We start from the raw sequence: 21,944 nt of genomic DNA, 5'->3' as shown, positions 1-21,944 counted from the left end.
CCGAGCTCAACGGCTACGGACCGATCAGCGCCGAAACCGCCCGCCGGCTGGCCGAAAACGCCTCCCACCTCACCGGCCTGGTGCAGGACCGGGCCAGCGGGGAAATCCTCGGCGTCGGGAAACGCCGGCGCATCCCGCCCGGCCTGCGCCGCTGGCTCCAGGCCCGCGACGGAACCTGCCGCTTCCCCGGCTGCGACACCCCCGCCGCGGGACACACCACCACCGAAATCGACCACACCCTGCCCTTCGCCCACGGAGGCGCCACCGAGCATTCGAACCTGGCGCACCTATGCCGGAAACACCACCGGCTCAAGACCCTGGGCCACTGGCAAGCACACCGGGACGCCACCGGGCCCGCCGGGGCCCTGGAATGGACATCACCCCTGGGACGGACCTACCGGACAACACCCCAACTCCACCTGCGCACGGGACGCATGGGAGAGGAACACCCGGACGCCGAACCGGGTTCGCCCGGGATAGAGAGACCTCCCGATTGGGAGGGGAAAACGGCTGAGCCGTCCACCGACGTTCCTCCTCCGCGCTGAGATCCGGTCCTGATGACGACAACCAGTCCTGAGAACAGCCCAGTCCTCAAAACACCACCCGATGCCGGATGTGATGCCGGTCCGCACGCGCCTGCCAAAACTCCATCTCCCGAGGCATCAGCGCGTAGAGCTGCCATGCCGGGTTCGGGCGTCCGTCCGATGCCGGCCGCGCATCCCAGTCGGCTGCCGACGCATCGGCGGACAGCTCGACTACGGCCCCTGCCACCCGGATCTGGCGGCCAAGCTCGGGCCAGTAGAAGTTCATTGCAGCGTTCGGGTTCTCAGCTAGTTCCCCGCCTTTGCGGGAGGTGCGGGAGGAGGCGAACTGCCAGCCGCCGTCGTCGTCGATGTCCTTGAGGATGAGCATCCGGGAGGAGACATGCCCGCTTGCGTCGGCGGTTGCAAGGGAGAACGCGTGAGGCTGCCGCACTCCGGCGGCCAGCGCACCGGAAAGCCACTGGCGGAAAAGCTCCGCAGGGTCCTTCGGCCCGACAGAAGGATCGAAGGACGGCAGGTCCCCGGGGAAGTCCGGAAGGGCACGCAGCCCGGCCCGAAAGGAATCACTCATGGCGCCCAGCGTAGCTGTGTGCCGGTGGCGCTGACCGGCCTTCCCTGCGCACGGCACTTAAAAGAGCGGACCCCGGGGGAGGTGCACTTCCCCGGGGTCCGTCCTAGTTCCGTCGAAAATCAGCCCACGTAGCCGCGGACCTCGCCGACTTGGCGGACCAGTTCGGCAAGCTGCAGCTCAACGGCGGACCGGGCGGTACCGCCCTGGGAGCTGCGGCTGTCCAGCGAGCCCTCGGTGCTGAGCACAGTGCGAACCTCCGGCGTCAGGTGCGGTGAGATTCCGGCATAGTCTTCGTCGGTCAGGTCCCACAGTTCGACGCCGCGGCCCTCGGCCAGCTGGACAGCCGATCCGGAGAGTTCGTGCGCCTCTCGGAAGGGCACCCCCTGGCGGACCAGCCATTCGGCAATGTCGGTGGCCAGGGCAAAGCCCTGCGGTGCCAGCGACTGCATCCGCTCGGTGTTGAACTTCAGGGTGGCGATCATCCCGGATACCGCCGGAAGCAATACCTCGAGGGTATCCGCAGCGTCGAAGACCGGTTCCTTGTCTTCCTGCAGGTCACGGTTGTAGGCCAGCGGAAGGCCCTTGAGGGTGGCCAGCAATCCGGCCAGGTCACCGATCAGCCGTCCGGCCTTGCCGCGGGCAAGTTCGGCAACATCGGGGTTCTTCTTCTGCGGCATGATCGAGGATCCGGTGGAGTACGCGTCGTCGAGCGTGACGAAGGAGAACTCCTTCGTGGCCCACAGGATGATGTCTTCGCTGACCCGGGAGAGGTCGACGCCGATCATGGCGGCAACCCAGGAGAACTCGGCGTACACGTCACGCGCCGCCGTCCCGTCCAGGGAATTCCAGACGGCCGAATCAAAGCCCAGTTCGGCGGCGACGGCGTTCGGGTCAAGGCCCAGCGAGGAACCGGCCAGGGCACCGGAACCGTAGGGAGAAACTGCCGCCCGCTTATCCCAGTCGGCCAGCCGCTGCACGTCGCGCAGCAGGGACCAGGCATGCGCCAGCAGGTGATGGCTGAGCAGGATGGGCTGGGCATGCTGCAGGTGGGTGCGTCCGGGCATCGCCACTCCGAGGTGTGCCTGCGCCTGGCCCACCAGGGCATCGATGACCGACAGCACGCCGGCGCCGATAATGCGGGCGTGGTCCCGCAGGTACATCCGGCCCAACGTGGCGATCTGGTCGTTGCGGGACCGGCCTGCGCGCAGCTTTCCGCCCAGCTGGGTTCCGGCCCGTTCGATCAGTCCGCGCTCCAGGGAACCATGGACATCCTCATCGGATGCCGCGGGCAGGTAGGCACCGGACTTCACGTCGGCGTCGAGCTGGTCCAGAGCGACGAGCATGTCCTCCAACTCGGCGTCGTCGAGCAGGCCGGCCTTGTGCAGCACCCGGGCGTGGGCACGCGAGCCGGCAATGTCGTAGCCGGCAAGCCGCCAGTCGAAGTGGGTGGATTTGCTCAGCTCGGCAAGGGCATCTGCCGGGCCGCCGGCGAACCGGCCGCCCCACAGGGCACCTTGGACGGTTGAACCGGAGGTCCCGGTACCCGCTGCTTCTTCTGGCGACTTGCCGTGGCTCATGTGCTTACTTACCTTCTGCTAGGCGCTGGTCGCGGCCGGAGGCCACCTTGGAGGACATCCCGAACAACTCGATGAAGCCACGGGCCATGGACTGGTCAAAACTGTCGCCGGTGTCGTAGGTGGCCAGGTTGAAGTCGTACAGGGAGGACTCGGAGCGGCGGCCGGTAACTACGGGCCGTCCGGCGTCCAGGGTCATGCGGATGTCGCCGGAAACGTACTGCTGGGTGTCGCCGATGAAAGCGTCCAGCGACTGCTTCAGCGGCGAGAACCACTGGCCGTCGTAGACCAGCTCGGTCCAGCGCTGGCCGACCGTCTTCTTGAACCGGGCCTGCTCGCGCTCCACGGTGACATTTTCCAGCTCGCGGTGCGCAGCCATCAGTGCCATGGCACCGGGGGCTTCGTAGATTTCGCGGCTCTTGATGCCCACGAGGCGGTCTTCGACAATGTCGATCCGGCCGATGCCCTGGGCGCCGGCGCGGCGGTTCATTTCCTCGATGGCCTGCAGCGGGGTGACCGGCTTGCCGTCAATGGCGACCGGGACGCCTTCCTTGAACGTGATGACGACTTCATCCGGGGCGGAAGCCGACGCCGGATCGGAGGTGTACTCGTACACGTCCGGGGTGGGGCCGTTCCAGATGTCTTCGAGGAAGCCGGTCTCTACGGCACGTCCCCAGACATTGGCGTCAATGGAGAACGGGTTCTTCTTGGTGGTGACGATCGGCAGGTTCTTCTCCTCGGCAAAGGCGATGGCCTTGTCGCGGGTCAGGGCAAGGTCGCGGACCGGTGCAATGCACTTCAGGTCCGGGCCCAGGGTCTGGATACCGACCTCGAAGCGCACCTGGTCATTGCCCTTGCCGGTACAGCCGTGGGAGACGGTGGTGGCGCCGAACTGGCGGGCGGCAGCCACCAGGTGCTTCACGATCACGGGACGCGAGAGCGCCGAAACCAGCGGGTAGGCATCCATGTAGAGGGCGTTGGCCTTCAACGCCGGCATGCAGTACTCCGTGGCGAATTCCTCGCGGGCATCGGCCACGTAGGCTTCCACGGCGCCGCAGTCCAGGGCCCGCTGGCGGACGGTTTCCAGGGACTCGCCGCCCTGTCCTACGTCCACGGCAACGGCAATAACTTCAGCACCGGTTGCCTCGGCAATCCAGCCGATGGCTACTGACGTATCCAGGCCACCGGAATAGGCCAGAACAATACGTTCGCTCACGGATTTCGCTCCTCTTGCATTGGTTGCGGCCCGTACGGGCCGCTGGTTGGTTCAGGATGAAAGTTTTGGTTCGGGTTCAGCAGGCCGGGGACTGCGGTTACAGGATCCGGCTTTCGGGTGCGGAGCCGTTGTTGGTGGCTTCGTCCGCGATCCGGAGGAAGCGGGCCGCCAGGTCGGGGCCGCCCTCGGGGTCCCGCGTCACCATCATCACCGTGTCGTCGCCGGCGATGGTGCCCAGGACGGACGGCAGCACGGAATGGTCGATGGCCAGCGCCAGGAAGTTCGCGGCTCCGGGCGGAGTCCGCAGCACCACGATATTCGCCGATGCCTCGGCGGTAACCAGCAGCTCACCGCAGAGCCGGGCCAGCCGTGCATCAAGCACTTCCTGGGTGACCCCGGATTTAGGCGCCCGTTCTCCACCCTCGGACGGTACGGCATACACCAGCGCCCCGTCCTTGCCCCGCATGCGCACGGCTCCGAGTTCCACCAGGTCGCGGGAGAGCGTCGCCTGCGTGACCTGCACGCCGTCGTCGGCCAGCAGTGCCGCAAGTTCGGCCTGGGAACGGATGGAAAGACCCGTCAGCAGGGTGCGGATGCGCGCCTGGCGCGCTGTCTTCGTCGCCGGCATGATCATGCCCGCACCTCCGGAATTCCAGTGAGGCCGGACTGCGCCATCAGCCAGACCATCAGGGCCTTCTGCGCATGCAGCCGGTTCTCCGCTTCGTCCCAGACCACCGACTGCGGTCCGTCGAGCACGTCGGCGGAAATCTCGTAGCCTCGGTAGGCGGGCAGGCAGTGGAGCACGACGGCGTCGTCCGCCGCCTGTGCCATGGCCTCGGCGTCCACGGCATAGCTGCGGAACAGCTCCTGCCGGGCGGCCTTTTCGGCTTCCTGCCCCATGGACACCCAGGTATCGGTGGCGACGACGTCGGCTCCGGCCACCGCTTCGACGGCGTCGGTGGTGATGGTGACGGAACCGCCGGTCTCCTCGGCACGGGCCGCGGCGGCGTCGACAATCCGGGGATCGGGCAGGTAGCCCAGCGGACCGGCCACCCGGACGTGCATTCCGGCTGTCACACCGGCGAGCAGGTAGGAGTTGGCCATGTTGTTGGCGCAGTCACCGAGGTAGGCCAGGGTGAGGCCGGCAAGCTTTCCCTTGTGCTCGCGGATGGTCATCAGGTCCGCAAGGAGCTGGCAGGGATGGTAGTCGTCCGACAGTGCGTTGATGACCGGGACAGAGGAGTTGGCAGCCATTTCCTCCAGGCCGGACTGTGCGTAGGTCCGCCAGACGATGGTGGAAACCATGCGCTCGAGCACCTTGGTGGTGTCCGCAACGCTCTCCTTGTGTCCCAGCTGGGACTCCCCGGCGCCGATGATCAGGGGCACGCCGCCCAGATCGGAGATCCCGGCCGCAAAGGACACCCGGGTCCGGGTGGAGGTCTTGTCGAAAATGACCGCAACGGTTCTGCGTCCCGTGGATTCGCCGGCGAACGGCTGGTGCCTGTAGCGGTCCTTCTTCAGCGCATCGGCCAGATCCAGGACTTCGGCCTGTTCCGCCTGCGTGAGGTCGGTGTCGACCAGGAAATGACGGGTCATGGTTTTCCTTCAATGGTTGTACCGGGGGTTGCCGCTGCCCGGACCGTAGCCAGGATGTCCGGCAGGGCGCCGAGGAAGCTCCCGGCCTGTTCTGCCGTGAGGATCAGCGGAGGAGCCAGCCGCAGCGTTGCCGGGCCGGTGCTGTTGATGATGTAGCCCGCCTTCAGCGCAGCCGCGACCACAGCGGGAGCTACGTCGTCGTTCAGTTCGATACCGATAAGGAGGCCTTCTCCGCGTACCTCCGCCACGGCATCCATCGCCGCCAGTTCCCGGCGCAGGTAGTCTCCGGTGGCGCGCACGTTGGCGAGGACTTCCCGGGATTCCAGGACCGTGAGGGTGGCCAGCGCAGCGGCAGCGGCGACGGGGTTCCCGCCGAAGGTGGTGCCGTGCATTCCGGCGGCCAGCAGGCCGGAGGTCCGCTCGCCGAAGGTGATCAGCGCTCCGACGGGGAAGCCGCCGCCCAGGCCCTTCGCCAGGGTCATGGCATCCGGCATCACGCCTTCGGAGGCGAACCACTTGCCCGTACGGCCGATGCCGGTCTGCACTTCGTCAATGACCAGCAGTGCGCCGGCAGCGCGGGTGGCGTCGCGGGCCGCCTGCAGGTAGCCCTCCGGCAGCGGCCGCACTCCCGCTTCGCCCTGGATGGGTTCCAGGAAAACAGCGGCTACGGTCTCATCCACGGCGGCCAGCAGCGCGTCGATATCACCGAACGGAAGGTGCTCCACTCCCCCGGGCAACGGTTCGAAGGGCTCCCGGTAGGCGGGTTTGGCCGTGAGGGCCAGCGCTCCCATGGTCCGCCCGTGGAAGGCTCCTTCAAGCGCGAGGATCCGGGTGCGTCCGGCAGCGGGATCGGAATTCCGCCGGGCCAGCTTGAAGGCGGCCTCGTTGGCTTCCGCGCCGGAGTTCGCAAAAAACACCTTCGAACCCTGCGGAGCGTCGGCGAGCGCCAGCAGCCGTTCGGCCAGCTCCACCTGGGGAGGGCTGGTGAAGAAGTTGGAGACATGGCCCAGGGTGCCGAGCTGATCGGACACCGCGGCCACCAGCGCAGGGTGCGCGTGCCCCAGGGAGTTGACCGCAATCCCGCCCAGCAGATCGAGGTACTGCTTTCCGTCGGCGTCCTCCACGTAGCAGCCGCTCCCGCGGACGAGCGCCCGCTGCGGAGCGCCGAAGACACCCATCAGGGAGGACTCGTAGCGGTTCAGCCATTCATTCTGGCTCTCCGCCGCTGCAGTCCCGGGCTGTGTGCCCGAGGTTTCCGGGTTATTCATGTTTATCCTCCGGTACTACCTGAGTGCCGACGCCGGCCTCGGTGAAGATTTCGAGCAGCATGGAATGCGCCATCCGGCCGTCAACCACCGCGGCGCGGTCCACTCCGCCTTCAACGGCGGCGAGGCACGCCTGCATCTTGGGGATCATGCCCGCTTCCAGGCCGGGCAGCATGGTCCGCAGTTCCCCGGCGGTGAGGGAAGAGATCAGCGAGGACTTGTCCGGCCAATCCCCGTAGAGGCCTTCCACATCCGTGAGTATGACCATCCGCGACGCGCCCAGGGCTACGGCCAGGGCCGAGGCAGCGGTGTCGGCGTTGACGTTCAGCACCTGGCCGGTGGTGCCGCCGTCGTCGTTTATCTCGGGAGCCACCGTACTGATCACCGGGATCCGTCCCGCTGCAATGATGTCCAGGATCGCGCCGGGGTTGACCCCCGTCACTTCCCCCACCAGGCCAAGGTCGACTTCCTCGCCGTCCACGATGACTCCGGTCCGCACGGCCTCCAACAGGCCGCCGTCCTCACCGGACAGTCCGACGGCGTAGGGACCGTGTGCGTTGACCAGGCCCACGAGCTCGCGGCCCACCTGGCCGGTCAGGACCATGCGCACGGCGTCCATGGCCTCGGGAGTGGTCACCCGCAGTCCGCCGCGGAATTCCGACGCGATGCCGAGCCGGTCCAGAAGCGCGCTGATCTGCGGGCCGCCGCCGTGGACAACCACCGGGTGCACGCCCATGTGGTGGAGAAACACGATGTCCTCGGCAAACGCGCGCCTCAGGTCCTCATTGATCATCGCGTTGCCACCGTACTTGATGACCATGGTGGTGCCTGCGAAGCGCTGGATCCACGGCAGCGCTTCAATCAGCGTTGCCGCCTTGTCCTGGGCGCGCAGCCGCTCTCCGGCCTCTGCTGGTGTAATCATGCCTATCCCCCGGTCAGCTGCTGTACGCAGAGTTCTCGTGGACGTAATCCGTGGTGAGATCGTTCGTCCAGATGGTGGCGCTTTCCGTACCCGCATGCAGGTCGATTTCCACGGTGACGGGGCGTGGTGCCAGGTCCACGTCCTCCCGGGGATCGCCGATCCCGCCGCCCCGGCAGACCTGGACGCCGTTGATCGTGACGTCGATTCGGTCCGGCTCGAACGCCGCGTCGGTGGTCCCGACCGCGGACAGCACCCGGCCCCAGTTCGGATCGTTGCCGAAGATGGCGGTCTTGAACAGGTTGGAGCGCGCGACGGCGCGGGCAGCCGTTTCGGCGTCGGCCACTGTCGCCGCGTTAACCGTGGTGATGGCGATGTCGTGGCTGGCGCCTTCGGCATCGGTAATGAGCTGCTGCGCCAGCGAAAGGCAGACCTCGGTAAGCCCGTCGGCGAAATCCTCCTCCGCCGGTGCCGCCCCGGAGGCCCCGGAGGCCATCAGGATTACGGTGTCATTGGTGGACATGCAGCCGTCCGAATCCGTGCGGTCGAACGTCACGGAGGTGGCCGCCCGCAGGGCCGAGTCCAGGACCGGTGCCCCCAGCTCTGCGTCGGTGGTCAGGACCACCAGCATCGTCGCCAGTCCGGGGGCAAGCATTCCGGCACCCTTGGCCATGCCGCCAATGCGGTAGGTACGCCCCGCGGGGTCCGTGCCGGTGAAGAGTGCCTGCTTGGGCACGGTATCGGTGGTCATAATGGCATGCGCCGCGTCTGCCCCGGCGTCGGCGGCCAAGGCATCGGCAGCAGCCTCCACTCCGGCGAGCAGCTTTTCCATGGGCAGCTGGACGCCGATCAGGCCGGTGGAGCAGACCAGCACGTCGGCGGCGCTCAGCCCCAGGAGTTCTGCGGTCTTTTCGGCGGTGGCATGGGCGTTCTGGAACCCCTCCGTGCCGGTGCACGCGTTGGCGCCGCCGGAGTTGAGGATGACGGCGTCGGCCCGTCCGTCGGACACCGCCTGGCGGGACCACAGCACCGGGGCGGCCGTGATCCGGTTCCGGGTGAAGACGGCGGCGGCAGCCTTCGAGGGACCGTCATTGACCACCAGGGCGACGTCGCGTCCCCCGGAGTCCTTCAGCCCTGCCGCCACACCGGCGGCCCGGAAACCTGCCGGAACGGTGATGCCGGTGATGCTTCCCGGAGTCGAAGCGGTCAGTGATTCAGCGCTCATTACGGTGCCACCCCCTGCTGGGTCAGTCCCGCGGTTTCATCCAACCCGAGGGCGATGTTCATGGACTGCACGGCGCCGCCGGCAGTTCCCTTGTTGAGGTTGTCGATCACGCAGCTGACAATCACCCGGTTGGCATGGGCATCGTAGGCCAGCTGGATCACGGCGTAGTTGGAGCCGACCACCATCTTCGTGGCGGGCCACTGGCCTTCCGGCAGCACCCGGACGAAATGTTCCCCGGCATAGGCCTGTTCCCACGCCGTGCGCAGCTCTGCGGGGTCGACGCCGGGACGTACCTTCGCAGTGGCCGTGGTGAGGATCCCGCGGGCCATGGGAGCCAGCGTGGGAGTGAAGGACACGGCCACGGGCTCACCGGCAGCCGCGGACAGCCCCTGCTCGATCTCCGGGGTGTGCCGGTGGCTGCCGCCCACTCCGTACGGACTCATGCCGCCCAGGACTTCCGAGCCCAGCAGGTGCGGCTTGGCAGCCTTGCCGGCGCCGGAGGTACCGGAGGCGGATACGATGACGACGTCGTCCGGCTCCAGCAGTCCGGCGGCAAAGCCGGGTGCCAGCGCGAGCAGGGAGCTTGTGGGGTAGCAGCCCGGGACGGCAATCCGGCGGGCGCCCTTGAGGCGTTCGCGGTGGCCGGGCAGCTCGGGCAGTCCGTAGGGCCAGGTTCCGGCATGCGGAGAACCGTAGAACTTTTCCCAGGCCATCGGATCCTCGAGCCGGTGGTCGGCACCGGCGTCGATCACCAGGGTGTCCGGATCCAGCTGCGCGGCAATCCCTGCACTGGCGCCGTGCGGCAGGGCAAGGAAAACGACGTCGTGCCCAGCCAGCACATCGACGGTCGTGTCCGCCAGGACCCGGTCGGCGAGCGAATGCAGGTGCGGCTGCAGTTCCCCCAGCCGGCTGCCGGCATTGCTGTGGGCCGTGATGGCACCAATGGACACCTCGGGATGGCCGGCGAGCAGGCGCAGCACTTCGCCGCCGGCATAGCCGCTGGCACCGGAGACCGCTACGGAAATCGTCATGCCCCCACCCTACAGCACACTTATGCACCGCCTCCAATAATTATGCAAACCGTATGATGGGTACCACATCGAGCCCAGCACGTAACAGCGAAGCAGAAGAGGCCATGCCATGCACAAAGCCATTGTCGTCCCGGAGTCGGGCGGACCGGAAATCCTGCGCTATGAAGACGTCGAACTGCCGCAGCCCGGCCCGCGCCAGGTGCTCATCAAAGTGGCCGCGGCAGGCGTCAACTTTATCGACACCTATAAGCGCAGTGGGATTTATCCGATGTCATATCCCTTCATACCCGGTTCGGAGGCCGCCGGGACGGTCGTGTCCGCCGGGCCTGAGTCCGGCTTCCGCGAAGGCGACCGCGTGGCCACGGCTGAGGGCGGCGGCGCCTATGCCGAATACATGCTGTTGGACGCAGATGTGGCGCTTCCGGTGCCCGCCGGCATCCGAGACGACACCGCGGCGGCACTGCTGCTCCAGGGCATTACCGCGCATTACCTGTGCAACTCCACCTTTCCGGTGCAGGAGGGACAGACCGCGCTGGTGCATGCCGGAGCCGGCGGCGTCGGGCTGCTGCTGATCCAGCTGCTCAAGGCCAAGGGGGCGACGGTGATCACCACGGTGTCCACCGAGGAAAAGGAGCTGCTGGCACAAGGCGCCGGGGCCGATCATGTGCTGCGCTACGACGGTTTCACCGGGCAGGTGCGTGCCCTCAGCGGCGGGCAGGGTGTGGACGTGGTGTACGACGGCGTCGGCAAGGCGACCTTCGACGGCTCGCTGGCCTGCCTGCGTACGCGGGGCATGATGGTGCTCTTCGGGGCCGCCTCCGGGCAGGTCCCGCCCTTCGACATCCAGCGGCTGAACTCCTCCGGTTCCCTGTTCCTGACCCGGCCCACGATTGCGCATTACCTGCTCACGCCCGAAGAACGCCAGTGGCGGGCCCGCGACCTGTTCGACGCGGTACTGGCGGGCAGGCTGGACGTGCGGATCGGACAGACCTATCCGCTGGCCGAGGCGTCACGTGCGCATACGGACCTTGAAGGGCGGAACACCACCGGAAAGGTACTCCTGGTTCCCTGACGCACGGATCCCGGCGCCGGAGCGCATCGGGCAAACCCGTTGAGAGCCGCACCCCGCCGTCGCAACTCTGACCCGCGCCCGCACAATCAGCGCTCGCGCCATTCCCGTCACCGCTGGTGCGTAGTAAACAAGTAATCGGTACTCGTGTTCGTCCGCGGCCGATCCTGTCCAATTTAAATCCGCGTCGCCTGTGGGGGGTGATCAAATTCAGAAGGCGTTCAAGATGCTCAAAGGGTGTGGCTTGTTTTCTCGACTGTTCACTCGGGCCCGGGTGGTAAATCCATGAGGATCACCCTCATCACCGAAGGCACCTATCCCATCGCCACCGGCGGCGTCAGCACGTGGTGCGACCAACTGATTACCGGGCTCTCCGAACACGACTTCGACGTGGTGGCGCTGACCGGAAACGGTGCCGGAGCGGTCTGGAAACAGCCCGTGAATGTGCGCTCGGTTCGGTTGATTCCGATCTGGGGGCCGGCCGTGCCCGCACTTCGTGCCGGTCCGCGGCGTCGTAGTTGGATTGACTCCACGCAGCATGCGCTGAACCATTTGTGGGATGCCGCGCTCGGTCCAGACGGCGGGAACGCCGTGGAACGGACAACCGACGCCCTGCAGCAGCTGGTGGGAATAAGCGACAACGTTGGTTTATCCCACTCGCTGGCCGCCCGCGGATCCGTGGCGGCCATCCTCGGCGCTTGGTCCCGGCATGCCGTGAGTGCGGGCGAGCCTCCCATTTCAGTCGCCGACGCTGTGACGGCTGCGGGTATCGTGGACCGCGCCTTGGCGCTCGTGGATAACCGGCTGGGCAAGGCGGATGTCGTTCATGCCTCAAGCAACGGTCCGTCGTGTCTTTTAGCGCTGGCGCAGTTGTGGCGGCATAACACGCCGATCCTGCTGACTGAGCACGGTGTCTATCTGCGCGAGCGCTATCTGGCGCTGTATGACGCCAAGATGTCCTGGCCTGTACGACGCACCGTGACTGCCTTCCTCCGTCGGCTGTGCCAGGTGGCTCATGTCCATGCCCACATGGTCCTCCCCGTAAACCAGTTCAACGCGCGGTGGGAGCGCAGGCTCGGCGCCCTCCCGGAGCGTATCCACACCATTTCGAACGGGGTTGATCCCGCAAAATATCCCATGGTGACAACGGAACCGGACCTTCCGACCATTGTCTTTGTAGGGCGAATCGATCCGCTCAAGGATCTGGAGACCCTGATCTCGGCGTTTGCGCTGGTGCGCGAACGGGTCCCGAATGCCCAGCTGCGCATTTTCGGTCCCACACCGAAGGAAAACGTCCTGTACAAAGCCCGTCTGGTGGCGCTGGCTGACAATCTGGGTGTCACCGAAGCAGTCCACTGGGAAGGTCCCAGCCAGGGCAGCCGCCCAGCGGTGGAGGCCGGGCACCTGGTGGCGCTGTCGAGCGTTTCGGAAGGGCTGCCGTTCACGCTGTTGGAAGCAATGATGTGTGGACGTGCCACGGTCAATACCGACGTCGGCGGTGTGGCGGAATGCCTGGACGAACAGCAGACCTCCGGAATGCTGGTCGCAGCCCGTGACCATGCAGCATTCGCGGATGCCTGTGTCGCCCTGCTATCCGATAGCCAGATGAGGTTCGCCATGGGCACGGCGGCACGACGGCGGGCGCTTGCGGAGTTCACTCTGAATAAGTGCCTGACCCGGTACCGCGAGGCCTATGAAGCAGCCCGCGAGGGCAGGTTGCTGGCGCGGTCTCCGCGCCATGCCGCCCCCACCCGGGATATCGCAGGCCCGGCCGAGGCCGATCCCCGGCGCTCGCACGGCAAACGCGCTGCACAGGCCACCCCGGCACCGTTGGATGACGGGCTCGGGTATGCACCGAATCAGGACCCGGTTTTGGATGACCCCTTCCTTGAAGACTTCAACCACCCCGTTCCGGAGGCGCCGGCAGCGGAAGACCCTGCACTCGCTGCCCCGGGTCCGAACGTTCCCGCCATGACGGACACTAACGTCGGGCTGCCGGCATGAGCGCCGACAGTGTCATTCAGCCTCCCTCGGGGGACCAGCTTCCTCCCGCCGGAAATGAGCGCCTGGCTTTCGACGCCGTGGACACGTTCGACATCACTGCACGGCTCGAAGCCTCCGGGCTCAGTGACCGCACTGTTGCAAAGCGGCACGGCGCGACAGACGTCTTCGCTTATGCCCAGTCACTTGTTCACGTGCGGAACACGGTCCACCTGCCGCAGGAACCGGACGGCTGGTTGACCGGGGATGCCCTCTTCGAAGCTGTCCGCCGCGCCCTGGTTCTCATCCTGGGTGCGGTACTTGGCGGCCTGACCGCCACAGTCATGACGGGCAATACCAAAGAAGTCCTCGCCGCCGGTATCAGCGCATGGGTGGTTGGCCAATCAGTGTCCGGCATCGTATGGGCGCATGCCAATACCGGACAGCTAAGACGCGGCATAGCGCACGGGGCCGGCGCGACGATCCTCGTGACCGCGGCCCTTGCCTGCTACATGGTGGTTTCGCTGCTGTTTCCCCCACACGACGCAACCATGGCCGGTCTCATCATGGCCTGGTGCTGGTACTCCTGCATTGTTTCGATGCTTGTCATCCTCGGACGGGCGCGGTATCTGCTTGTGATCCTGGCAGTGGCAGTCGCCGCTGTTTCCCTCACGCTGATGCTCGGGCATGGGGCCGCTACTGCCATTGTCCTGGCCGTAGCGATTCTGGTGATGGCCGCAGTAACCCTCGCCCTGGCCTTCCATCTGCGGGATCTCCGGGAACCGTACTTCCCCGGCCGCGCGGACTGGCGCGCCGCCTGCGCACCGGCCATCCAGGCCGCATGCCTGGCAGCTGCACTTTCCATGGCCTTGATCCGGCTACCGGATTGGGAAGGAACAGCGCTTATCGTTGCCACCGTCGTCGCCGCCGCTGCGACCGACCCCGCACTGGTGCTTATGCGCCAGCGGCTCATGTGGTCTTCCCGGCGCACGCCGCTGCTGCGCAATGCCGCCCGGAACGCATGGATGGTCACCATGGGTATGTCGGCAGCCATCGTCCTGATATCGGCGTCCGTTTCCACGCTGGTTGTCCTGTTCCTGGTCGGGTACGCCACGGTGACTATTACGGTCATCGCAGCCGCGGCTTTCAGTTCCCTGGCTACCACTTCCACAACGCTCAGTGCGTTTGGCCTGCCGCTCGGCGGCGTGGTTTTTGCCGGGGCTGCCCCACTCTCGGCGGCAGCGTGGATCCTGGTGGGAAACCTTCCGGGCATCCTGTTGGCTGTGACATTCCTGATCGCGGGTATAGCAGTACTACTGGCACGGGTCGCCGATCCGCGGGCTTATGCATGAGTCCGGCACGGCTGGCACTGCCCTGGTATGTCCATCCTGCGGAAGCGCCGCAGGACTGGGCTTGGCTTGCAGGCCGGCACCGGGACGTGTCGTTCGTGGTCGCCAACGTCCACAACGGCCCGGGCACGGACAGTGACGAGTACTACCCCGAGGCGCTGGCCCGCCTACGGCACATGCGGGTACTGGGCTACGTTCCGGTCCATTACGGCCGACGCCCCGTGCAGGATGTCGTGAAGGACATCGCAGCGTGGCAGCAGTTCTATCAAGTCGACGGGATTCTGCTGGACGAGATTCCGGCTTCGGAAGACAGTCTGGCACGGTGCGTCCAGTACGCTTCCGCGGCCCGGAATGCCGGGATTACCTACCTGGCGGCGAACCCGGGCACCTTTCCGACGTCCGCGCATCTGGACCTGTTCGACGTCACGGCTGTCTTCGAAGGAACAGCGGAATCCTACAAGCACTTTCGACACCCCGGATGGTCCCGCGACGTTTCGCCGTCCCGACTATGGCACCTGGTTTATGCATGCGGCCCGGACCAAATCGCCGCCGTCCAGGCCAGTGCCGTCCGGCGCGGCGCAGCACACGTGTTTGCGACCGACCGTTCCCTGCCCAATCCATGGCTCGGACCCCCTGCCTCTGTCTCCGCCCGTCTCCGTTCCGGCCCTCCCCTGATCCCTTGATGAGCCGCTTCACAGCACGGGCCCGAACAGGATCTGGCGGAGTGCAGCCCGGCCCGCGTCCATGCCTGGCTGCGTTTCTGCTCCTCGCCCTGATGCTCCAGGGCTGCGCCGGCGGTGGTCCCCCCGGATCGTCTTCCCCTTCGCCTGCTTCATCTCAAGCCACTGACGGGAAGGCCGGGCCGGCTGCGCCGCTGTGGCGGCCTTCCCCGACAGATAGCTGGCAGTGGCAGCTCACCGGCACCGTCGACGGCACTGTGGAGGCCGACATTTACGACGTCGATTTTGAAACCACCAGCCCCGAAGAGCTTGGCGTTCTGAAGCAGGACGGACGGCGGCTGATCTGTTACTTCTCGTCCGGGTCCCGGGAGGAATACCGCGGCGATGCCGCCGAATTTCCTCCAGCCGTCCTAGGAAGACCCATGGACGGCTGGCCCGGCGAACAGTGGCTCGACATTCGGCAAACGGATGTTCTACTGCCGATTATGGCAGCGCGGATGGATGCTTGTGCGGCAAAGGGGTACGACGCCGTTGAACCCGACAACGTCGACGGCTACCGCAATGAAACGGGTTTCCCGCTGACGGCCGCCGACCAGCTCGCCTATAACCGGGCGCTGGCCGAGCTGGCCCATTCCCGGGGCCTGTCCGTGGCGTTGAAGAATGACATGGATCAGATCCCCGAGCTGGTGCGCTACTTTGACTTCGCCATTAACGAGGAATGCGTCCGCTATGCGGAATGCAACCTGTATCAGCCCTTCGTTGACACAGGGAAGGCTGTTCTGCACGTCGAATACGTTGGGACGGTGGACTTCTGCGCCGAGGCACGGCACCACGGCCTGAGCTCAATGCTGAAACCGCTGGATCTCGGGGCCTCGAGGCAGCCCTGCTAACCCCCGTGGAACACCGAAGGGCAGCGCGCCACGCATGCTGCTGCCGGCCGGGCCCGGCACGCTCCGCCCGCACGGCTTAAACGCAGCAGGCCCCGCCGGATAACGACATCCGGCGGAGCCTGCTGGTTGGTTGGATGAACCTAGCGCTGAACGGCACCGAACCGTTCGGCGGCCAGGGCGACGGCGGCCGCCCGCGCTTCGGAGGCTTCATCGGCCGTGAGTGTCCGGTCCGGAGCACGGAAGCGCAGCGCGAACGCCAGCGACTTATGCCCGGGCTCAATGCCCTGGCCCGCGTAGACATCGAACAGTGCCACGTCTTCAAGCAGCTCCCCGGCACCCTCGCGCAGTGCCTCGCGGACCTGCTCGGCGGGAACATCCTCTTCCACCACCAGTGCCACGTCCTGCGTGGAAATGGGGAAGCTGGAGATCGGACGCGCCACGATGATATCCGGGGCAGCCTCGAAGATGGCGTCCACGTCCAGTTCCACGGCCGCGGTGCGGGCGGGCATGTCGCGCTCGGCCAGGAGCTTGGGGTGCAGTTCGCCGGCGTAGCCCACGGTCTCGCCGCTGCGCAGCGCAATGCGTGCGGTGCGGCCCGGGTGGAACGCCTGGTGGGTACCCTGCTCCACCACGAGTTCCACGCCCAGGACGTCGCCCATGAGCCGGGCGAAGTCGACGGCGTCGGCCCAGTCCCAGGCACGCGGCGTGTTGCCGGCGCCGGGAGCGGACTCGTGGCCGGCCAGCAGGACGCCCACGTGCAGCGGCTGGTCCGGAATTCCGGCGTACAGCTCATCCAGCACGTCCTCGGACGGCTTTACGCCCAGCGGCGGGATGCTCTCCGTACCCAGGTGCTCGCCCGGCAGGAAGACCGTGCCGGATTCGAACAGGGCCAGGTCCCGGAAACCGCGCGACATGTTGCGCTTGGCCACCTCGAACAGGCCGGGCAGCACCGAGGTGCGCAGGTAGCCGTATTCGGCGCTGAGCGGGTTGGCCAGTTTCAGGGCCGGGCGGGTGCCGTCCGGTGCACCGAAGGTGTTGTTGTCCGCCTCGGTCACAAACGGGTAGGCCAGCACTTCGGTAAGTCCGGCGGCCGCAAGGGACTGCATCAGGCGGCGGCGCTGCTGCTGCAGACGGGTGAGGCCGCGTCCGGGAGGGGCCACCGGCAGGGTGGACGGGATCTTGTCGTAGCCCACCAGACGGATGATTTCCTCGGTGAGGTCCTCGCGCGTCTCCAGGTCGGGGCGCCAGCTCGGCGGTGTCACCAGGTACCCGGCCCCGGTTTTCTCGACCGTGGCGCCCAGGTCCTCCAGCGTGCCGGTGATCTGGGACTCGGTGAAGTCCAGGCCGATCAGCCGGGCGGGGAACTGCGCGGGCAGCTCGATGCGCCGCGGCGCGGGGGCGGTGCCGACGTCGGTGATGGACTCGTCGGCAGTGCCGCCCGCGAGTTCCACCAGCAGATCGACGGCACGCTGCGCGGCGACGTCGGCCACGTTCCAGTCCACGCCGCGCTCGAAGCGCTTGGACGCTTCGGAGGGCAGCTTATGCCGGCGGCGGGAGCGGGCAATGCTGACTTCCTCGAAGTGCGCGGCTTCGATCAGCACGTTCTGGGTTCCGCCGGCAACCTCGGTAGCGGCTCCGCCCATCACGCCGGCAATGCCGATGGCACCGGAGCCGTCCGTGATCAGCAGGTCCTCCGGGGAAAGCCGGCGTTCCTTCTCGTCCAGGGTTTTCAGGGTTTCGCCCTCGGCGGCGCGGCGCACCACAATCTGGCCGGTGAGCTTATCCAGGTCGTAGAAGTGCAGCGGCTGGCCGAGCTCGAGCATCACGTAGTTGGAAATGTCGACCACAAGCGAGATGGACCGCATGCCGGCCAGGCGCAGGCGGGAGGACATCCACGGCGGGGTGGGCCGCGAGGTGTCCACACCGCGGACGGTCCGGGCCACGAAGCGGTCGCAGCCGGGCCTGCCGTAGATGGGCGCGGCGTCCTCGAGCCGTACCGGGTAGCCGTTGCCGTCTGCCTGCGGAACAACGACGGCGGCAGCCGGGTCGGTGAACTTGGTGCCGGTGGCGTGGGCGTATTCGCGGGCGGCGCCGCGGATGGAGAAAACGTAGCCGCGGTCAGGGGTGACGTTGATTTCCGCCGCCTGGTCGTACAGGCCCAGCAGTTCCATCGCGTCCGTGCCGACCTCGGGGTCCAGCCCCAGGGTGGAGAGCACCAGGATGCCGTCGTGGTCCTCGCCGATTCCGAGTTCGCGCACGGAGGCGATCATGCCGGCCGAGACGTGCCCGTAGGTCTTGCGCGGGCTGATCCGGAAGTCTCCGGGCAGCACGGCGCCGGGCAGGGTGACAACAACCTTGTCCCCCACCTTGAAGTTGTGTGCACCGCAGACAATGCCCTGGACACCGGAGGGCTCAATGCCCTTGCCGGTCAGGGTCTGCTCTGCACCTTCGGGCACTACCCGGACCGAGCACCAGTTAATCGTTTTGCCGTTGCTCTGCGGCTCGGGCTCCATGCTGAGCACCTGGCCCACCACGATGGGTCCCTGCAGCTCATCGGTGGGACGGTGGACGTCCTCTTCCTCCAGGCCAACCTTCACGAGGTCTTCCATTACATCTTCGGCGGTTGCGTCCGCCGGCACCTGGGCATACTCGCGCAGCCAGGAAAGTGGGATTCTCACTTAGATCTCCATCCCGAAGTGTTCGCTGAAACGTACGTCGCCTTCGATCATTTCGTGCATGTCCGAAACCTCGTTGCGGAACATGAGGGCACGGTCAATGCCCATGCCGAAGGCAAAACCTGTGTAGACCTCGGGATCGATCCCGGCGGCGCGGAGCACGTTGGGGTTGACCATGCCGCAGCCGCCCCATTCGATCCAGCGCGGGCCGCCCTTGGCTCCCGGGTGCCAGATGTCCAGCTCGGCGCTGGGCTCGGTGAAGGGGAAGTAGTTCGGCCGCAGCCGGACCTTCGCTTCGTCGCCGAAAAGGACACGGGTGAAGTGCTCCAGGGTGCCCACCAGGTCGGCCATGGTCAGGCCCTTGTCAATGGCCAGGCCCTCGAACTGGTGGAAGACCGGGGTGTGCGTGGCGTCCAGCTCGTCGGTGCGGAACACCTTGCCGGGGCAGAGCACGTAGATCGGCAGGTCGCGCTCAAGCATGGAGCGGACCTGGACCGGGGAGGTGTGGGTGCGCATCACCAGGTGCGCCTCGGGCGGCTCCACGAAGAAGGTGTCCTGCATTTCGCGGGCCGGGTGGTCCGGCTTGAAGTTCAGCGCGTCGAAGTTGAACCACTCGGATTCCACTTCGGGGCCCTCTGCGATTTCCCAGCCCATGCCGACGAACACATCCGCCACCCGGTCCTGCAGGGTGGAAATCGGATGCCGGCCGCCGATGTGCCGGCGGCGGGGAGCCGCAGTGACATCCACCGCCTCTTCGACGAGGATCCGGGCGTCCCGCTCCGCTTCGAGTTCGACGGTGCGGGCGGCGAGCGCGGAGTTGATCCGGCCGCGGGCGGGGCCCACGAGCTTGCCTGCGGCGGCCTTCTGGTCCTTGGGGAGCTTGCCGATGGCCCGGTTCGCTCCGCTCAGCGGCGACTTCTCGCCGGTGACGGCAATCCGGACTTCCTTGAGCCCGTTGAGGTCCGCGGCAGCGGCAATGGCGGCGAGCGCCTGCTCGACGGCGGCGGTTATGGCAGCTTCATCCAGCGGATTCGGCGGCTCGGGCAGGGCGCCCTCAGGGGAAGTATCTGGGGAACCGGTCCCCGGTGTGGAGTTAGACATGTACGGTGCTTACCTGTTTCCGGCCCTAGTTGGGTTCTGGCTTATCATTGCAAGTCTAGTAGACGCCCCTTGCCGGGCCGTCATACTCCTGCAGGGAGGTTGCCATGCCGTCCGTTCCGCCGTCCGCCTCTTCGGGACCGCCCTTGTCTGGCGGGCCTGCCGCCTCCCTCCGCCGGTGGATCAACGTGCTGAACCTTTCCACGCCCGCCGGCCTGATGCTGGCCCGTCTGACCGGGTGCCGGACCCTGCCCGGGCCGCAGAAGACCACCCTTGTGGAGGGCTATCCGCTTTCCCTCCCCCGTGCGGCCGCCTTCACCGTCGGCAACGTGGTGTTTTACCGGTCCTCCTCAGCCCGCCGCATCCATGCGCCGGACAGCCCGCTGCTGCGCCACGAGATTCGCCACAGCTCGCAGTACGCGCTTCTGGGTCCGTTCTTCCTGCCGGCGTACTTCGCCGCCTCGGCCCTCTCCCGGGCCTTCGCCGGAGATCCGGCGTCGGCGAATCCGTTTGAACGGCTGGCGGGGCTGCGCGACGGCGGCTACCACCCGGGCCCCGGAAGGCAGCGGCGGCGCACCCGGGCTCCCCGCCCGGACCGACCCCGCCGCCTGATCCGCAGCAGATAGAGCTATCCCCTGATTCGAACATATGTTCTAATGAAGGGATGAGGTGGCAAGGTCAGGAACTCAATGCACCGCCCGCGCAGGGCGACGATAGCGGCACCGCACAGGGGGAACCCGGGCCGGAGCCCGCAGCACTGCCCCTGCCGGCGGCGCCCGGCACCACCGATCCGCTGATTCCGCTGCAGGGCCTGGTGCGCTCCGTACGCACGCCGGACTTTGCGGGCGTGACGTTCCACGAGGTCGTGGCCAAATCGGTACTGAACAAGGTGGGCGGGGGCTCCAACATGCCCTTTGAATGGACCGTCAATCCGTACCGCGGCTGCAGCCACGCCTGTGTCTACTGCTTCGCCCGCAAGACCCACACCTACCTGGATATGGACAGCGGCGCCGATTTCGACAGCCAGCTGGTGGTCAAGGTCAATGCCGCCGAGGTCCTGCAGCGGGAACTCGCCCGGCCCTCCTGGCAGCACCACCATGTGGCCATGGGCACCAACACTGATCCTTATCAGCGCGCCGAGGGCCGCTACAAGCTGATGCCCGGCATCATCCGTGCGCTGGCGGACAGCGGCACCCCGTTCTCCATCCTGACCAAGGGCACGCTGCTGGCGCGGGACATCCCGCTCCTGAAGGAAGCGTCCGCGCAGACCGAGATCGGCATGGGTATTTCCCTGGCCCTGGTGGACCCGGAACTGGCCAGGCGGGCCGAGCCCGGAACGCCCACACCCCGTGCACGGCTGGAGCTGATCAGCCGCCTCCGGGACGCCGGCCTGCCGTGCTCGGTCATGGCCATGCCCATCCTGCCGTGGCTGACCGACGGCGACGAATCCCTGGACGCCCTGTTCTCCGCGCTCGCTGCTGCCGGGGCCACCGGCGTCACCGCGGGTGCCCTGCATCTGCGTCCCGGGGCGCGGGAATGGTATCTGGAGTTCCTGGCCCGCCACTACCCGGAACTCTCCGGCCGGTACGCCGACCTCTACGGCAAGGGCACGTACGCGTCCAAGGAATACCGGGACTGGCTGGCCGGGCGGATCCGGTTCTTCAAAGCTAAGTACGGCTTCACCGGCGGCGCCCGGTTCCTGCGGCCGGCGGGGGAAACGGCTCCCGGAGCGGGAAGGCCGGACGCCGCCCCGGCGGCCAGCCAGGAGGCACTGTTCTAGGGCCCGGCCGTAACCGTTTCCTGCAGGGCGGTAACGATGGGCAGGTCAGCCGGGATCCAGGGCAGCTCCATCAGTGCCTTTTCGGTGAGGTCCACCCAGCGAAGCTCGTCGTGGTCCTCCAGCGGCTCGGGTGTCCCGCCGGTGACTTCTGCCAGCCACACGCGCATTGAGGCGGAGCTGTTGAGCGGCCAGCCCTGCTCCGAGGGGCCACGGACTTCGGCGCCCAGCTCGACGCGGATCCCGAGCTCCTCCGCCAGTTCGCGGTGCAGCGCCTCCATGCAGCCTTCCCCGGGTTCCACCTTTCCGCCCGGGAACTCCCATAGTCCGGCGAGCGCTTCGGGAGCGCTTCGCCGCGCCGCCAGGAGCTTCGAGGGCCGAACGAGGGAATCCAGGATTGCGGCGCCCACCACCTGCACGCTTGGCGAAGACCGGGGAACCGCCGTACCGGCCTGGCTGGAATTCTCTTGTGAATGCATCCATCGAG

Annotated in this window: 20 protein-coding genes; 8 read left to right on the top strand and 12 right to left on the bottom strand. The window is 66.9% G+C overall.

What is annotated here, in order from left to right; genetic code table 11:
* On the top strand, positions 1-545 hold a 545-nt coding region (locus LOC60_RS16245; protein WP_269440220.1), incomplete at its 5' end, for an HNH endonuclease.
* 46 nt (positions 546-591) lie between these two features.
* Here the strand turns inward: LOC60_RS16245 and LOC60_RS14465 are convergent.
* The 9 genes from LOC60_RS14465 to argC form a co-directional block, all read right to left on the bottom strand.
* Positions 592-1,113, bottom strand: coding sequence for a pyridoxine/pyridoxamine 5'-phosphate oxidase (locus LOC60_RS14465; RefSeq protein WP_230026326.1), 522 nt, complete (start codon positions 1,111-1,113; stop codon positions 592-594).
* Positions 1,114-1,232: 119 nt separating this feature from the next.
* On the bottom strand, positions 1,233-2,690 hold the full coding sequence (argH, locus tag LOC60_RS14460) for an argininosuccinate lyase (RefSeq protein WP_230026325.1): 1,458 nt from the start codon (positions 2,688-2,690) through the stop codon (positions 1,233-1,235).
* Positions 2,691-2,694: 4 nt separating this feature from the next.
* The gene (locus LOC60_RS14455; protein WP_227924563.1) at positions 2,695-3,903 is read right to left on the bottom strand and encodes an argininosuccinate synthase; all 1,209 of its coding nucleotides are present in this window, start codon (positions 3,901-3,903) and stop codon (positions 2,695-2,697) included.
* A 97-nt stretch (positions 3,904-4,000) separates the two neighbouring features.
* Positions 4,001-4,537, bottom strand: coding sequence for an arginine repressor (locus LOC60_RS14450; RefSeq protein ID WP_230026323.1), 537 nt, complete (start codon positions 4,535-4,537; stop codon positions 4,001-4,003).
* A complete protein-coding gene (gene argF, locus LOC60_RS14445) occupies positions 4,534-5,499 on the bottom strand; it encodes an ornithine carbamoyltransferase (protein WP_230026322.1) in 966 nt (321 codons plus the stop codon). Before argF ends, LOC60_RS14450 begins: the two co-directional genes overlap by 4 nt.
* Positions 5,496-6,767: an acetylornithine transaminase gene (locus LOC60_RS14440; RefSeq protein ID WP_230026321.1), complete on the bottom strand. Its 1,272-nt coding sequence runs from the start codon at positions 6,765-6,767 to the stop codon at positions 5,496-5,498. Before LOC60_RS14440 ends, argF begins: the two co-directional genes overlap by 4 nt.
* Positions 6,760-7,686, bottom strand: a complete 927-nt coding sequence (argB, locus tag LOC60_RS14435; RefSeq protein ID WP_230026320.1) for an acetylglutamate kinase — start codon at positions 7,684-7,686, stop codon at positions 6,760-6,762. Before argB ends, LOC60_RS14440 begins: the two co-directional genes overlap by 8 nt.
* A 13-nt stretch (positions 7,687-7,699) precedes the next feature.
* The gene (gene argJ, locus LOC60_RS14430; protein ID WP_230026319.1) at positions 7,700-8,908 is read right to left on the bottom strand and encodes a bifunctional glutamate N-acetyltransferase/amino-acid acetyltransferase ArgJ; all 1,209 of its coding nucleotides are present in this window, start codon (positions 8,906-8,908) and stop codon (positions 7,700-7,702) included.
* On the bottom strand, positions 8,908-9,939 hold the full coding sequence (argC, locus tag LOC60_RS14425; RefSeq protein ID WP_230026318.1) for an N-acetyl-gamma-glutamyl-phosphate reductase: 1,032 nt from the start codon (positions 9,937-9,939) through the stop codon (positions 8,908-8,910). The genes argJ and argC overlap by 1 nt, the downstream gene beginning before the upstream one ends.
* Positions 9,940-10,048: 109 nt before the next feature.
* Between argC and LOC60_RS14420 the strand changes: the two genes are divergently transcribed.
* From LOC60_RS14420 to LOC60_RS14400, 5 genes are all read left to right on the top strand, one after another.
* On the top strand, positions 10,049-11,011 hold the full coding sequence (locus LOC60_RS14420) for a quinone oxidoreductase family protein (RefSeq protein ID WP_230026316.1): 963 nt from the start codon (positions 10,049-10,051) through the stop codon (positions 11,009-11,011).
* A gap of 282 nt (positions 11,012-11,293) precedes the next feature.
* A complete protein-coding gene (gene pelF, locus LOC60_RS14415) occupies positions 11,294-13,012 on the top strand; it encodes a GT4 family glycosyltransferase PelF (RefSeq protein ID WP_230026315.1) in 1,719 nt (572 codons plus the stop codon).
* Positions 13,009-14,340, top strand: a complete 1,332-nt coding sequence (locus tag LOC60_RS14410) for a hypothetical protein (RefSeq protein ID WP_230026314.1) — start codon at positions 13,009-13,011, stop codon at positions 14,338-14,340. Before pelF ends, LOC60_RS14410 begins: the two co-directional genes overlap by 4 nt.
* Positions 14,337-15,020, top strand: coding sequence for a spherulation-specific family 4 protein (locus LOC60_RS14405; RefSeq protein ID WP_230026313.1), 684 nt, complete (start codon positions 14,337-14,339; stop codon positions 15,018-15,020). The genes LOC60_RS14410 and LOC60_RS14405 overlap by 4 nt, the downstream gene beginning before the upstream one ends.
* Positions 14,957-15,907 carry an endo alpha-1,4 polygalactosaminidase gene (locus LOC60_RS14400; RefSeq protein ID WP_331460832.1) on the top strand — a complete coding sequence of 317 codons (951 nt, stop codon included), beginning with the start codon at positions 14,957-14,959 and terminating at the stop codon, positions 15,905-15,907. The genes LOC60_RS14405 and LOC60_RS14400 overlap by 64 nt, the downstream gene beginning before the upstream one ends.
* Positions 15,908-16,047: 140 nt before the next feature.
* Here the strand turns inward: LOC60_RS14400 and pheT are convergent, their stop codons facing one another.
* Positions 16,048-18,585 carry a phenylalanine--tRNA ligase subunit beta gene (pheT, locus tag LOC60_RS14395; RefSeq protein ID WP_230026311.1) on the bottom strand — a complete coding sequence of 846 codons (2,538 nt, stop codon included), beginning with the start codon at positions 18,583-18,585 and terminating at the stop codon, positions 16,048-16,050.
* Positions 18,586-19,683: a phenylalanine--tRNA ligase subunit alpha gene (pheS, locus tag LOC60_RS14390; protein ID WP_230026309.1), complete on the bottom strand. Its 1,098-nt coding sequence runs from the start codon at positions 19,681-19,683 to the stop codon at positions 18,586-18,588.
* 143 nt (positions 19,684-19,826) lie between these two features.
* Between pheS and LOC60_RS14385 the strand changes: the two genes are divergently transcribed.
* Positions 19,827-20,306, top strand: coding sequence for a hypothetical protein (locus tag LOC60_RS14385; protein ID WP_230026308.1), 480 nt, complete (start codon positions 19,827-19,829; stop codon positions 20,304-20,306).
* 38 nt (positions 20,307-20,344) lie between these two features.
* Positions 20,345-21,460, top strand: coding sequence for an Rv2578c family radical SAM protein (locus tag LOC60_RS14380; RefSeq protein ID WP_230026307.1), 1,116 nt, complete (start codon positions 20,345-20,347; stop codon positions 21,458-21,460).
* Here the strand turns inward: LOC60_RS14380 and LOC60_RS14375 are convergent.
* A complete protein-coding gene (locus LOC60_RS14375) occupies positions 21,457-21,936 on the bottom strand; it encodes a (deoxy)nucleoside triphosphate pyrophosphohydrolase (RefSeq protein ID WP_230026306.1) in 480 nt (159 codons plus the stop codon). The two genes, LOC60_RS14380 and LOC60_RS14375, sit on opposite strands and share 4 nt — an antisense overlap.
* Between the last annotated feature and the right edge of the window lie 8 nt (positions 21,937-21,944).

Origin of the sequence: Arthrobacter sp. zg-Y769 (assembly GCF_020907405.1) — a bacterium.
Taxonomy (GTDB): domain Bacteria; phylum Actinomycetota; class Actinomycetes; order Actinomycetales; family Micrococcaceae; genus Arthrobacter_B.
Note: the sequence above shows the minus strand (reverse complement) of the source record. Positions and strands in the feature narration are given on the sequence as shown.

Bases quoted from the DNA above. Each gene is read 5' to 3' on its own strand.
- LOC60_RS14465 (WP_230026326.1), bottom strand. From the start codon at position 1,113: ATGAGTGATTCCTTTCGGGCCGGGCTGCGTGCCCTTCCGGACTTCCCC.
- argH (WP_230026325.1), bottom strand. From the start codon at position 2,690: ATGAGCCACGGCAAGTCGCCAGAAGAAGCAGCGGGTACCGGGACCTCC.
- LOC60_RS14450 (WP_230026323.1), bottom strand. From the start codon at position 4,537: ATGATCATGCCGGCGACGAAGACAGCGCGCCAGGCGCGCATCCGCACC.
- argF (WP_230026322.1), bottom strand. From the start codon at position 5,499: ATGACCCGTCATTTCCTGGTCGACACCGACCTCACGCAGGCGGAACAG.
- LOC60_RS14440 (WP_230026321.1), bottom strand. From the start codon at position 6,767: ATGAATAACCCGGAAACCTCGGGCACACAGCCCGGGACTGCAGCGGCG.
- argB (WP_230026320.1), bottom strand. From the start codon at position 7,686: ATGATTACACCAGCAGAGGCCGGAGAGCGGCTGCGCGCCCAGGACAAG.
- argJ (WP_230026319.1), bottom strand. From the start codon at position 8,908: ATGAGCGCTGAATCACTGACCGCTTCGACTCCGGGAAGCATCACCGGC.
- argC (WP_230026318.1), bottom strand. From the start codon at position 9,939: ATGACGATTTCCGTAGCGGTCTCCGGTGCCAGCGGCTATGCCGGCGGC.
- LOC60_RS14420 (WP_230026316.1), top strand. From the start codon at position 10,049: ATGCACAAAGCCATTGTCGTCCCGGAGTCGGGCGGACCGGAAATCCTG.
- pelF (WP_230026315.1), top strand. From the start codon at position 11,294: ATGAGGATCACCCTCATCACCGAAGGCACCTATCCCATCGCCACCGGC.
- LOC60_RS14410 (WP_230026314.1), top strand. From the start codon at position 13,009: ATGAGCGCCGACAGTGTCATTCAGCCTCCCTCGGGGGACCAGCTTCCT.
- LOC60_RS14405 (WP_230026313.1), top strand. From the start codon at position 14,337: ATGAGTCCGGCACGGCTGGCACTGCCCTGGTATGTCCATCCTGCGGAA.
- LOC60_RS14400 (WP_331460832.1), top strand. From the start codon at position 14,957: ATGGCTCGGACCCCCTGCCTCTGTCTCCGCCCGTCTCCGTTCCGGCCC.
- pheS (WP_230026309.1), bottom strand. From the start codon at position 19,683: ATGTCTAACTCCACACCGGGGACCGGTTCCCCAGATACTTCCCCTGAG.
- LOC60_RS14380 (WP_230026307.1), top strand. From the start codon at position 20,345: ATGAGGTGGCAAGGTCAGGAACTCAATGCACCGCCCGCGCAGGGCGAC.
- LOC60_RS14375 (WP_230026306.1), bottom strand. From the start codon at position 21,936: ATGCATTCACAAGAGAATTCCAGCCAGGCCGGTACGGCGGTTCCCCGG.